At 51.8% G+C, this 12,265-nt stretch carries 13 protein-coding genes; 7 read left to right on the forward strand and 6 right to left on the reverse strand.

Features of this window, described 5'->3' with window-relative positions:
* Positions 1-70: 70 nt before the first annotated feature.
* The 4 genes from ACSTTO_RS09200 to hemC form a co-directional block, all read right to left on the reverse strand.
* On the reverse strand, positions 71-1,783 hold the full coding sequence (locus ACSTTO_RS09200) for a heme biosynthesis protein HemY (protein ID WP_439272891.1): 1,713 nt from the start codon (positions 1,781-1,783) through the stop codon (positions 71-73).
* A gap of 21 nt (positions 1,784-1,804) precedes the next feature.
* Complete coding sequence (locus ACSTTO_RS09205; protein WP_439272892.1) at positions 1,805-3,286, reverse strand: COG4223 family protein; 1,482 nt, start codon at positions 3,284-3,286, stop codon at positions 1,805-1,807.
* Between the two features lie 117 nt (positions 3,287-3,403).
* Positions 3,404-4,117, reverse strand: a complete 714-nt coding sequence (locus ACSTTO_RS09210) for a uroporphyrinogen-III synthase (RefSeq protein ID WP_439272893.1) — start codon at positions 4,115-4,117, stop codon at positions 3,404-3,406.
* Between the two features lie 2 nt (positions 4,118-4,119).
* Positions 4,120-5,049 carry a hydroxymethylbilane synthase gene (hemC, locus tag ACSTTO_RS09215; RefSeq protein WP_439272894.1) on the reverse strand — a complete coding sequence of 310 codons (930 nt, stop codon included), beginning with the start codon at positions 5,047-5,049 and terminating at the stop codon, positions 4,120-4,122.
* A 208-nt stretch (positions 5,050-5,257) separates the two neighbouring features.
* Between hemC and tsaD the strand changes: the two genes are divergently transcribed.
* From tsaD to ACSTTO_RS09250, 7 genes are all read left to right on the forward strand, one after another.
* Positions 5,258-6,349, forward strand: a complete 1,092-nt coding sequence (gene tsaD / locus ACSTTO_RS09220; RefSeq protein WP_439272896.1) for a tRNA (adenosine(37)-N6)-threonylcarbamoyltransferase complex transferase subunit TsaD — start codon at positions 5,258-5,260, stop codon at positions 6,347-6,349.
* Positions 6,346-7,380, forward strand: coding sequence for an NAD(P)H-dependent glycerol-3-phosphate dehydrogenase (locus ACSTTO_RS09225; protein WP_439272898.1), 1,035 nt, complete (start codon positions 6,346-6,348; stop codon positions 7,378-7,380). Before tsaD ends, ACSTTO_RS09225 begins: the two co-directional genes overlap by 4 nt.
* 79 nt (positions 7,381-7,459) lie before the next feature.
* Positions 7,460-7,750 (forward strand): YciI-like protein, encoded by a 291-nt coding sequence (locus ACSTTO_RS09230; protein WP_439272899.1) that lies wholly within the window; start codon positions 7,460-7,462, stop codon positions 7,748-7,750.
* Positions 7,751-7,785: 35 nt separating this feature from the next.
* Entirely contained in the window at positions 7,786-8,214 is a 429-nt protein-coding gene (locus tag ACSTTO_RS09235; RefSeq protein WP_439272900.1) for an EVE domain-containing protein, read from the forward strand.
* 90 nt (positions 8,215-8,304) lie between these two features.
* Entirely contained in the window at positions 8,305-8,988 is a 684-nt protein-coding gene (locus ACSTTO_RS09240; RefSeq protein ID WP_439272901.1) for a class I SAM-dependent methyltransferase, read from the forward strand.
* Between the two features lie 163 nt (positions 8,989-9,151).
* The gene (locus ACSTTO_RS09245; RefSeq protein WP_439272902.1) at positions 9,152-9,832 is read left to right on the forward strand and encodes a response regulator transcription factor; all 681 of its coding nucleotides are present in this window, start codon (positions 9,152-9,154) and stop codon (positions 9,830-9,832) included.
* Between the two features lie 227 nt (positions 9,833-10,059).
* The gene (locus ACSTTO_RS09250) at positions 10,060-10,515 is read left to right on the forward strand and encodes a Crp/Fnr family transcriptional regulator (RefSeq protein ID WP_439272904.1); all 456 of its coding nucleotides are present in this window, start codon (positions 10,060-10,062) and stop codon (positions 10,513-10,515) included.
* A 71-nt stretch (positions 10,516-10,586) separates the two neighbouring features.
* Here the strand turns inward: ACSTTO_RS09250 and ACSTTO_RS09255 are convergent, their stop codons facing one another.
* Entirely contained in the window at positions 10,587-11,393 is an 807-nt protein-coding gene (locus ACSTTO_RS09255) for an exodeoxyribonuclease III (RefSeq protein WP_439272905.1), read from the reverse strand.
* A 156-nt stretch (positions 11,394-11,549) separates the two neighbouring features.
* Positions 11,550-12,209, reverse strand: a complete 660-nt coding sequence (locus tag ACSTTO_RS09260; RefSeq protein ID WP_439272906.1) for an outer membrane lipoprotein carrier protein LolA — start codon at positions 12,207-12,209, stop codon at positions 11,550-11,552.
* Positions 12,210-12,265: the final 56 nt, after the last annotated feature.

The following is a 12,265-nucleotide window of genomic DNA, read 5'->3' on the forward strand; positions in this document are numbered from 1 at the left end:
CTATAAACCGGCAGCCAGACACATGAGACTTTTTGATTTTTCCCCCATAAGACTGCAACAAAAAACAGTTTCAAAATAATTTAAAACCGCTGTTTTTCGTCGTCTTTTCATCAGTGTCAGCCACAACACCCGGATCATCAACAATAAACTGATAGTGTTCAGCTTCCTTTTGCTTTGTTTGAGCTGCTTTTTCATTATCGGCAAGGTGCAGAGGATTATCACCGGTTTCCGGCAGGATACGAACCTTTGCCCTGTCAGCTGAGGTCCTGTCTTGCCTTGCCGGCTCTGTCTCTGCCTTTGTTACGTTTCTTGCTGCTGGCGTCACAGTTTCCGCATCTTCAATGTCACCATCATCTGCGGTTTTATGAATTGCAGGCAATTCCAGTGTCCGGCTGTTCTCGCCGTGCTCCGGCACAACCGAGAACAAATCATCAGCCACATCCTCACTTTCAAGAACCGGCGCTCCGTTCAATGCCATATCAGCCAGCGGCACTTTCCATTCAAAGGCATTCAGCTTTCCGCTCACAGGCGATACCGGCGCCCATTGGCTGGAAACCATACCATCTGCGGTCCATGCCGGATCACGCGGTGCTTTCACTGCACGCGCCAGCCATTCGCGCACACGCCCCTGATCGCCGGTTTGTGCCTCTTCAATATCGGCCATCAGCAGATAGGTACTTTCACGCGGGTCAAGCTTAAGCGCTGCTTCCGCCTGATTGCGCGCCAGCGTCAATTCACCCGCTTCCAGTGCCGCACGCGCCACAATAGCGCAAGACAGGGCATTATTGCTGCGCAATGCAGCAAGATGGCGCGCCTTTTTCAACCGGTCGAGCGCCGTATCACCACTGCGGCCATGAAGATAAATATCCGCAATCTCTTGATGTGGCTCACGTTTCCACGCTGCTTCAAGAATACGATTGGCTTTGCGGATATGGCCGTCCCGCAACAGGCAGCGGGCGGCAATCATAGCCGCAGGTATCATTTCCGGTTCCAGTTTCAACGCTTCCATCGCAGCTGTGCGGGATGCAGCGGCATCCTTTTCAAAACCGGCCATCGCCTGTGCCGTCAACAGCACGGCACGATTGGTCTTTAATGCATCACGTGCAGCCCTGCCATCCTTGCCAAAAGGAATCACAGCTTTACGTGCCTCAAGCACCTGCAATGCAGCCGGAATATCCCCCTCAAGCACTTTATGGCCAAGAACCGCATTGGTTGCCCATTCCAGCTGTGGTGCCATTGTGCTGGCTTCCTGCGCATATTGAAAAGCCGCTTCCCGCGCACCTTCGCGTGTTGCCTCCAGATAAAGCCCGCGCAACCCCAGCAATTTAGTTTCCGGATCAGCAATCATCGCCTCAAAATGCCGGTGCACATCATGTTTGCGCCCTTCCAGCAGCGCGGTCTGCACATCAAGAAGATGAAGAAGCGGCTCCTGATCCGCCCGCAGTAATTTGGCAGCCTGTTTGCTCATCCGGCGGGCAGCTTCCGCATCCCCTGCACCGGCAGCAATCAAACCGGTTGAAAGCGACTGATAGCCACGATCACGCTTACGCGCGCGAAAATGGCGCTGCAGGATATAGGGGGAACGGATCAGGTTTTTAACAAACCACCATACCAGCATCACTGCTGCAATGGCCGCAACAATCATACTGGCGGCAACCATAACTGAAATATTGTGCCGCTCTCCGGCAAAGGTAAACACCAGATCACCCGGACGGTCTGCAAGCCAGCCAAAACCCAGCGCCAATGCCCCGACCACAACAACAAACAGGATTACCCGTATCATACCGTTCTCCCTTCCTGCCTGTTATTGTGCAGCCGGTTCTGGCTGTGCAGGCGCATCCTGCAATGTCGCGGCAATCAAGCGGGTCAAAAGCGCATCAGCGTCCCGCCTTGCAACCAGCGCCTGATAAAAATGCTGCCCCACCTGTTTTGCCGTTTCCGGCAATTGCGCCCATTCCGTAACAGCACGCTGCACATCGCCATTTTGCAATGCAAATTCAATCCGCGCCGTTACTGCACCCGCATCAGAACCGGCAACATCACCAACCGGACGGGAGCGGATCAGCCCTTTGGCGCTGCCCGTCAGCTGCGCCCAGATTCCCGCATCCGCCGCAGGCCTGTTCACAGCTGCAACCATATCATCCGCAAGCGATGAAAACTGCGTATTCATCTGGCTCAGTGTCGGCACACCCTTTGCCGCCAGCGCCTCAAGGCCGCTGGCCACCCCTTTTTGCTGCGGGGCAAGCGACAAATAAGTCTGCAACTCATTTTTAAAAGAGCCGCCGCGATCGACAGCTGTTTTCAAAGCATTGGCAGCAATAATAGCAGCCATATCCGGCTGTGTTGCCTGCTTGTCCACTTTTGTCTGCATAGCAGCAAGCTGCTGTTTAAGGCTGCGGATCATATCTGTATCATTATTTGCGGCTGCGGCAGTCTGTTCAGCCTGCGAACCTATCGTCTTAAGCCGCTCCTCCAAACGATCCAGACGTTCACCCACATCATCAGGCAATGCGGCAGCTGCAGATGGTGCACGGCTTTCAAGCGCCTTCAACTGCTCCTGCAAGGCAGCCATTTCAGCACGCAAACCACGATCATCAGACGCTGTTTGCGCTGTGCCTGCCTGCACCAGTTCAGCAAGCTGCTGTTGTGCCTGTGTTGCCGCCTTCTCCGCATTTTCCAGCCGCGTCAGCAATTCCGCATCGGGCTTTGCCGGTGCTGTTTTTATTGCCGCAATCTGTTGCTGCAAATTAGCAATCTGTGCGGCTGAAGCCTGCAAGGCACCGGTATCAGAAGCAGGTTGTGGCGCAAAAGGCAAAAAGCCGGACCATTGCAAGGCTGCGGCACCAAGCAGGGCAATCACGCCGCCTGCAATGCCGGAAAGCCACGCAGAGCCTGTGTTTTTTGGTTGTGAAACAGTCCCGCCGGCAGTATTCATGGTTTTTCCCGATGCATAAGGATTTGGCCCGGATCGGCCGGAAGACGATGCAGCCTGTGATGAAGATTGCGATCCTGCCTGAAATGGTGCCTGAGATCCGGATTGCGGCTTATCGGCCTTTTCACCCTGTGGCTTTTCACCCTGTGACTTTACGGGCGAAGCTGTACCAGTTTCTAGTGACGGCTTGACATAATCCCCCACCGGCTCGGCATCCGGTACAGATTTTGCCGCTGATTTTTGTATTTTGGGATGCGCAGTCCTGCCGGCCGGTTTTACTTCCGATGCCTCAAGGTCAATCATCGCGGGTTTGCGGGGTGTCTTGCTATGCCTCGTTACGGTGGATTTAGCCATAAGTCCTCTCGCCGAAATTTCTATGCCTCACAGGGTAAATCACGGAATTGAACAAATCGTTGCATCTATACCGCAAAATCCCAGCCTGAACCGCTTGCGCCGGTTTTGCCCTCAAACCTATCCGTTATCCGCAAACAAACGCAATAAAGCCTCTTCATCCGGTGTTTCGCTGATACGCAGCTTTGCTGCACAAGCTTCCGGCAATTCTGCAGCAATACGGCGTGAAAGACAAAAAATATATTTTGCGCCCTGAAGAAAAGCCCCCTGAATCTGTGCATCAAGCGCCATAAACTGTCTGGCAGCCACAGCAGAATATAACAAGATAACCTCTGGCGCCCCACCGGATAATATGCTGCTTAATTGCGTCTGATCATAGCTGACAGGGCATGTATCATAGGTTTCTGCCACAGTCAGGTGAATATCGGCAGCGTTTAATTGTGCCTCAAAATCCGGACGCCTGACCTTTCCAGTCAGATAAAGCACGTGGCTGCCTGCCTGCAAATCAGCGGCAACATAGCGCCCCAGATGCAAACCCCAGCCATCACCGGCATAGATTTTTTCAAAGCCTGCCTGCCTCGCAGCGGCGGCCGTTTTATCGCCCACCGCATAAAGCTGCAAATGCCGGTAAGGGGCAAGTTTCTCGTGCCCGATATGGCGCAGGGCATTGGCACTGGTCACCGCTACGGCATCAAAATCACCGTATGGCAGGGCAATATTTGTAGCAACAGTTTCACTCACCGGCAGGCAAACAGGCCAACAGCCTGCAGACTCAAGCCTTGCAGCAGTCAAAGCGGCATCAGGTTGCGGGCGTGTGACCAGAACCTTGCGCATTTTCAGACCCAGCTTTTGAAAAAATCAGCACCGGCTTCTGCGCGGATTTTTGCTGCAGCTTCTGCGCCGAGCGCACTTGCATCACCCGCAGCGCCCTCACTGAACACGCGATGCAAACGTGAACCATCAGGTGTTAAAATCATGCCGGAAAACCGCAACTTTCCATCCTCAACCTCGGCCAAAGCGGCAATCGGCGTGCGACAGGAGCCATCAAGGCGCGCCAGAAATGCCCGTTCGCAGGCCAGACGAACAAATGTTTCCTCATGATTAAGCGGCTTGAGCAGCGCATCCACACGCGCATCTCCCACACGGCTTTCAATTGTGATTGCTCCCTGCCCCGGTGCCGGCAAAAACCGCTCGGTATCCATAAGCTCCGTCACCACATGGGCTAGGCCGAGGCGCTTCAACCCCGCATAAGCCAGAAATGTACCATCCACCTGACCTTCCTCAAGCTTGCGCAAACGCGAATTCACATTACCGCGAAAGGTAATAACATTGAGATCCGGCCGGATATTGCGGATCTGCGCCTGCCGCCGCAAGCTGGAAGAACCAACAATTGCCCCTTGCGGCAAATCCGTCAGTCTGGCGCTGGTTTTGCCCACAAAGGCATCCCGCGGGTCTTCCCGCTCCAGATAAGTTGAAAGATGCAGCCCTTCCGGCAAAATTGTTGGCATATCCTTGGTGGAATGAACGGCAATATCAATACGCCCCTGCAGCAATGCATCTTCAATTTCCTGAGTAAACAGGCCTTTGCCGCCAATTTCCGACAAGGCACGATCCTGAATACGATCGCCCTGTGTGGACATAGGTACAATTTCAATATCCGCTTCGCTCAAATCATGGGCTGCCATAAGACGGGTTCGTGTTTCAACCGCCTGCGCCATGGCTAAGGCGCTGGAACGTGTTCCGATTTTTAAACGTGGTGTTTGCATCTGGCTCTGTCCGTGATACGCGAATTCATGAGCTTTTCTAACTGTCTTTCACTTGCAGGGCAAATTCATGACTGTCATATCATGAAGATTATGCCTATATCCGGTGCAGGACAAAAAGATCAGCACACAATGTTTATTGGATAAATTGCGTGATGCAAAACCGTTCTGAACTTTTGCCGGCAATGTTTATATACGGGTCTAATCGCTTATGCGCGTGCTTGGAATAGAGACAAGTTGCGACGAAACAGCCGCAGCCATTATTGAACGCACTGAAAATGATCAGGGTGATATATCCTCACGCATCCTTTCCAATGTTGTTCTAAGCCAGATTGCCGAGCATGAACCCTATGGCGGGGTGGTGCCGGAAATTGCCGCCCGCGCCCATGTGACAGCGCTGGACAGCCTTATCGCCAAAGCCCTTGATGATGCGGATATGGAAATTGCTGATGTCGATGCCATTGCCGCAACCGCAGGCCCCGGCCTGATCGGCGGCCTGATTGTCGGCTTAATGACCGCCAAGGCCATAGCCTTTGCCGCCGGCAAACCCTTTTATGCAATCAACCATCTGGAGGGGCACGCCCTCACAGCCCGCCTGACCAACGGGCTGGCTTTTCCCTATTTGCTGCTTCTGGTATCCGGCGGGCATACGCAGGTTATTCTTGTTCATGATCTTGGAAATTATCAGCGCCTTGGCACTACAATTGACGATGCGCTGGGTGAAGCCTTTGACAAGACAGCAAAACTTCTGGGTTTGCCTTATCCCGGCGGCCCTGCGGTTGAGCAGGCCGCACGCAACGGCAATGCCGCACGGTTTGATCTGCCCCGCCCGCTCAAGGGTGAGGCGCGGCTTGATTTCTCCTTTTCCGGCCTTAAAACAGCCGTGCGCCAGACTGCAACCGCATTGGTGCCGCTTACTGATCAGGATGTGGCTGATATCTGCGCCTCCTTTCAGGCCGCAGTTGCTGATACATTGAATGACCGTGTCAAACGCTCCCTGCAGAAATTTCTTGAAACCTATCCGGAAAAAAACAATCCGGCGCTGGTGGTTGCCGGCGGCGTTGCCGCCAATAAAGTGCTGCGGCAAGGGCTGGAGCAATTATGCGTGCAACATGGTTTCAGCTTTATTGCGCCGCCGCATATTCTGTGCACCGATAATGCAGCAATGATTGCATGGGCAGGTGCGGAACATGCGGCCCGCAAAGCACCCGATAAACTTGATTTTGCGCCACGCTCGCGCTGGCCGCTTGACAGCAGCGCCGCACCGCTGATCGGTTCCGGACGCAGGGGAGCAAAAGCATGAATAAAAAAATTGCTGTTCTTGGCTCTTCCGATCAAAACGCCGGTCTCAGCAATTCTAAGAAAATTGCTGTTCTTGGCGGGGGAGCCTGGGGCACGGCATTGGGCTGTATGGCGGCACAGAAAAACCATCAGGTTGTGCTTTATGCCCGCGATCAGGCAACGGTTGATGATATTAATCACAACCACACAAACCGCCGCTATCTGGGTGATATTTTGCTGCATCACAAGTTGTGCGCCACTACAAATGCTGCCGAAGCGTTACGTGATGCCGATACGGTGCTGGCAGTGATTCCGGCGCAATCCATGGCGGCTGCCTTGCAAAATCTTAAATCCCTTATCCCCGGTCAATGCCCTGTTGTTCTTTGCGCCAAAGGTATAGAGCGCTCCACCGGAAGGCTGATGTCGCAGATTATTGCCGATATTCTGCCCGATCATCCGATTGCCGCTTTATCAGGCCCGAGTTTTGCCAGCGATGTGGCGCGCGGCCTGCCGACAGCGGTAACAATCGCCTGTAAAAATCTTGCCATTGCCGATAATCTGGCCGCACAATTTTCTGGCAGCACATTCCGTTGCTATTCCACCGATGACCTGACCGGTGTTGAAATTGGCGGCGCGTTAAAAAATGTGGTGGCTGTAGCCGCCGGTGCCACTATTGGCAAGGGGTTGGGCGCATCGGCACAGGCAGCCCTTGTAACCCGCGCCTTTGCTGAATTGCGCCGTATTGCCGTTGCTTTTGGCGGCAGGCCTGAGACCCTGATGGGGCTGTCTGGTCTGGGTGATCTGATGCTCTCATGCTCTTCACCACAATCACGCAATTACTCTTATGGCCTTGCACTCGGTCGTGGCGCTTCTCTGGAGGGATTATTATTGGCAGAAGGTGTGGCCACCGCACCGATTATAGCTGAAATCTGTGCCGAGCGGCAGATTTATGCACCGGTCATCACCACAATTGCGGCACTGCTCAATGGCAGCATTACCATTGATGCGGCCGTTGCAGGCCTCTTATCCCGTCCTTTGAAAAATGAAGACTGAACAATCATAATCACCGCACAGCTTTTATAAAAACCGCTTACTGATACTGCAACACACTCTGAAACAGGAACTTGAACTTATGCTGTTCGCCATTCTCTGCAATGACAAAGCCGATCATTTGCAACTGCGTCTTGATACCCGCCCCGCCCATCTCGATTATTTAAAAAGCCTTGGCGGCAAGATCAAATTCGGTGGCCCGTTTCTGGCAGATGCCGGTCAAAAACCTGTGGGGAGCATGCTGGTTGTTGAGGCTGAAACAATTGAAGAAGCCAGAGCCATTGCTGCAGCAGATCCTTATGCGCTCGCAGGCCTGTTTGAGACGGTCAGCGTGCGCCCGTGGAACTGGGTGATTAATAAACCTGCTGAATAAATAATTTTCCTTATAAATCTGATCCGGAGGTTTCAGTGGCATATTGGCTGTTTAAATCCGAACCGTTCAAATGGTCGTGGGAAATGCAGAAGGCAAAAGGCGCTGCCGGTGAACAATGGGACGGTGTGCGCAATTATCAGGCGCGCAACAATATGCGTGCCATGCAGCTCGGCGATAAAGGCTTTTTCTATCATTCCAATGAAGGGCTGGAAGTGGTTGGCATTGTGGAAGTCTGCGCACTTGCCCACCCCGACAGCACCACTGATGATCCGCGCTGGGAATGTGTGGATATTCGCGCTGTCTGCGATATGCCAAAACCGGTCACGCTCAAAGCTGTTAAGGCCAATCCGCTTTTGAGTGATATGGCACTGGTCACCTCCATGCGTCTTTCCGTGCAACCGGTCAGGGAAGATGAGTGGATTGAGGTATGCCGCATGGGCGGACTGGATCATACAAAAATCTAAAGACAGATAAATGCAGAACGCAACACAATATAACATGGAAAAGCGTTCTGCTTTTGCAATCGCTTATCCTTTGCTTGATCCGGAGCGCCTATGCCCTTCCTGATCACCGACACACAACGCGCGACAGATTTTATCCTCGCCAATACCGGCCTGCATCATCCGCCCCATGTGCCGGAAATAAGCCTGTATCTTGCCGATGAAGCGCATGAACTGTGGCATAAAACCGAGGAAGAACTTGCAAAAATCGGGTTGCCGCCACCTTACTGGGCCTTTGCCTGGGCTGGCGGGCAAGGTGTTGCCCGTTATATTCTCGACCATCCGCACTTGGTAAAAAACAAGCATGTGCTGGATTTTGCCTCAGGTTCGGGACTGGTCGCCATTGCCGCAGCCATGAGTGGCGCAACCAGCGTTACCGCCAATGATATTGACCCCTTTGCCCGCCACGCTATTAAGCTCAACAGTGATTTGAACAATATATGCTGTCTCTTCAGCGATGCTGATCTTATTGGTCAGGATATCAGCAGCACAACAGACATAGTGCTTGCCGGTGATGTCTTTTATGACAAGTCCATGGCCGGCCGGCTGATCCCGTGGTTTGATGATCTTACAGCCAAAGGCGTGCAGATTATCACCGGAGATCCGGGGCGCTCCTATCTGCCGCGTCATCGCCTGAGCGAGCTGGAGGTCTATAGCGTAGCCGTCACCCGCGCATTGGAAGATGCGGATGTAAAACGCACCACTGTCTGGCATTACGGTTCTGCAAATCAGCTATAATATTTCCCTGTCCGTGAAAAACTGAAGTTCCGGATAAAAGATAACCTGCCCTGCGATAAACTTTGTTTCATCAGACCGCTCTTTTGTTTTTGATCGTTAAATGTCATAAATCAGCTATCTTGCTGATATTCAGCTCCAGTTTATGAAACCGCATGAGGCAGAGATGATCGCCCATACTATTTTGATCGTTGATGATGATGAAGATCTTCGCTCAATCCTGATCGACCAGTTGTCCCTTCACCCTGAATTTCAGATTCTTCAGGAAGACACGGCTGAAAAGGCTATCCAGACAGCAAGGGCAAATAATATCAGCCTGCTCATCATGGATGTCGGCTTACCGGATATGGATGGCCGTCAGGCTGTCAGGCAATTGCGGGCAGGCGGCTTTACCGCACCAATCATTATGCTGACCGGCCATGATACCGACAGCGATACTATTCTTGGTTTTGAATCGGGCGCCAATGATTACGTGACCAAGCCATTCCGTTTTGCGGTGTTACTCGCGCGCATCCGTGCACAATTACGCCAGCATGAACAAAGCGAGGATGCTACCTTTATCGTTGGCCCCTACACTTTCAAACCAAGCCAGAAACTGCTGCTTGACCAGAAGGGGGATAAAATCCGGCTGACAGAAAAAGAAGCCGCAATTATCAAATTCCTCTATCGCGCCGGCAGTGTTGTTGGCCGTGATGTGTTGCTGGAGGAGGTTTGGGGCTATAATTCCGGTGTCACCACCCACACTTTGGAGACCCATGTCTACCGCCTGCGGCAAAAGATTGAACCGGATCCTTCCAATGCCAGCTTACTTATCACCGAAAGCGGCGGCTACAGGCTGGTTCCCTGAACAATATCCTGCAAACGGCCGGGATAAATATCCTGGCCGTTCTGTCTTTTAAATATCTTATATTTTCAATGATCGTGCGGCTTCACTTGCCGATATGAAAATGATCATGCACTGAATAAAGCGGTATCTTATCGAAAATTTTATATATTTTTTGGTAATTTGGTCTACAGCATAAGATTCCGGGGTAAACCCCTCCGGCAGCAAAATTATGCAGAAGAAAGAGGCAAATGGCACTCGACGATGATATTCAGTTCCTGAGCACAATCAGTCTTTTTAAGGCTTTTTCAGCTCAGCACCTGCGGCTGCTCGCTTTTGGCGCAGAGCGCATGGTACTGCGCCGCGGCAGGGAGCTGTTTCAGGAAGGGCAAAGTGCCGATTGCGCCTATATTATCGTTAGCGGCACCATCACCCTGTTTCATCACAGCAAACAAGGGCGGATTAACCTGCGCAGCATTGGCAGCGGCGCTATTCTTGGTGAAATGGCGCTGATTTCCCAGACCAACCGCCCCACCGGCGCGGTTGCCGATACTGAAACGGAAGTAATCCGCCTCAGCCGTGCTATTTTCCATCGTATTCTGGAGGAATATCCGGAGCTTGCCGCCGCTCTCTACCAACATATCAGCCATAATCTGAATGAGATGGTAGAAGAGATCGACAAAATTTCCGGCCAGTTTAAAACTTAATCCGGCCGGCAAAATTATTTCCACCTGATTCGTTTTAGCAAATTCCGGCTTTTGCCCTCAAAAACAGGGCTTCATACAAGATCAAAACGGGCAATAACCGGCACATGATCAGACGGACGCTCCCAGCCACGGGCATCGCGCAGAATCTGCAACTCTTTCATATGCGGCTCCAGATCTTTGGAGCCCCAGATATGATCAAGACGGCGGCCACGATCCGATAAATCCCAATCCTTGGCGCGATAACTCCACCAGGTATAGATTTTTTGATCTGCTGAAATCATTTGCCGCATCAAATCGCTCCAGCCGCCTTTAATACGCAGATCTTCCAGTGTTTCGGTTTCCACCGGCGTATGGCTGACAATTTTCAGCATTTGTTTATGCGACCATACGTCATTTTCCAGCGGTGCAATATTAAGATCTCCCACCAGAAGAGAGGAACAACCATCACCACGATCAGCGGTTACCGCGCGCATTTCTTCAAGAAATGCCAGTTTATGTGCAAATTTCGGGTTAATGGCGGCATCCGGCTCATCGCCACCGGCAGGCACATAAAAATTATGGATGCGAATGGATTTTCCGCCAGCCTGCACTACGCTGCTTAAATGGCGGCAATCGCCCATATCACAGAAACCGATCACTTCCCTCTGTTCCAGCGGCCGGCGCGACAAGGTCGCCACACCATGATAGCCCTTCTGCCCGCTCACAGCGATATGTTCATAACCGGCCTTGCGCAGCTCCTTCACAGGGAACTGGTTATCCGGACATTTGGTCTCCTGCAGGCACAGGACATCAGGCGCATATTGATCAAGGAAATCCAGTACCAGCGGCAAGCGCAGACGGACAGAATTGATGTTCCAGGTAGCGACAGAAAAACTCATAAAACGGCTCAACAGGCTGGGAAATAATCAGGCTTGCACAGCATATGCCCTGCAATGTGCCACACCATAAGCTCCCTTGGCAGGATGTGCAAATACAGAACTCAAAAAAATACCACGCAGATTATTGCGTGGTATTTTAATTATAATGATCAAAACTCAATGATTTTTACGTTTCATCGCCATGCGCTGATAGTCGATTTTAAACATATTATCGGTAAAGCGCACATTCTGACGTATGTTGAAAATCATCACGGTTGTATCTTTGCGCTGTGCATCGGTAATTGTCCATTGTTTCAGCTCGGCATTGGCCGGATCAAACATCAGGGAAATTGTGGCATCAGCAAAAACCGATTTGTCACCCAAAACCATTGTTATTGCATCCGGCTCATTTTTCAAACCACGCAGACGCCCGCCACCAAGATCCACATGATCACTCAAAAGCAGCTTCAGCGGGGTCTTCGACAACGGATACAAATCCCATGTATCAAGCTTTTTATTATTCACCACCACGGATTCACCGTCTGAAATCACTGTGATTGGTGATTTGTCATAATTGAAGCGGATTTTACCCGGGCGCTCAATATAGAATTTTCCGCCTGTCTGATCACCTTTGGGGCCGAATTGCACAAATTCGCCGGTCATGGTTTTCACGCTGGTAAATTGATTGGCAATCGCCTGCGCCTGAGCCACATTATTGGCGGTTTGTGCCTGCGCCAAAGTTGCAGACAATAAAACAGCCAGAGCAAGACCTGCAGCCGTAAGATATTTTGCAGCCATAAATGGCAATTTCAGTTTCATCAAAGAAATAGGCTCCATATCCGTCCCGCGGTTTTTAACCCTGTTAATCTAAATCTTGTATAATCATGCAGTTT

The organism is Pseudochrobactrum albidum (assembly GCF_051851455.1).
Taxonomy (GTDB): Bacteria; Pseudomonadota; Alphaproteobacteria; order Rhizobiales; family Rhizobiaceae; genus Pseudochrobactrum.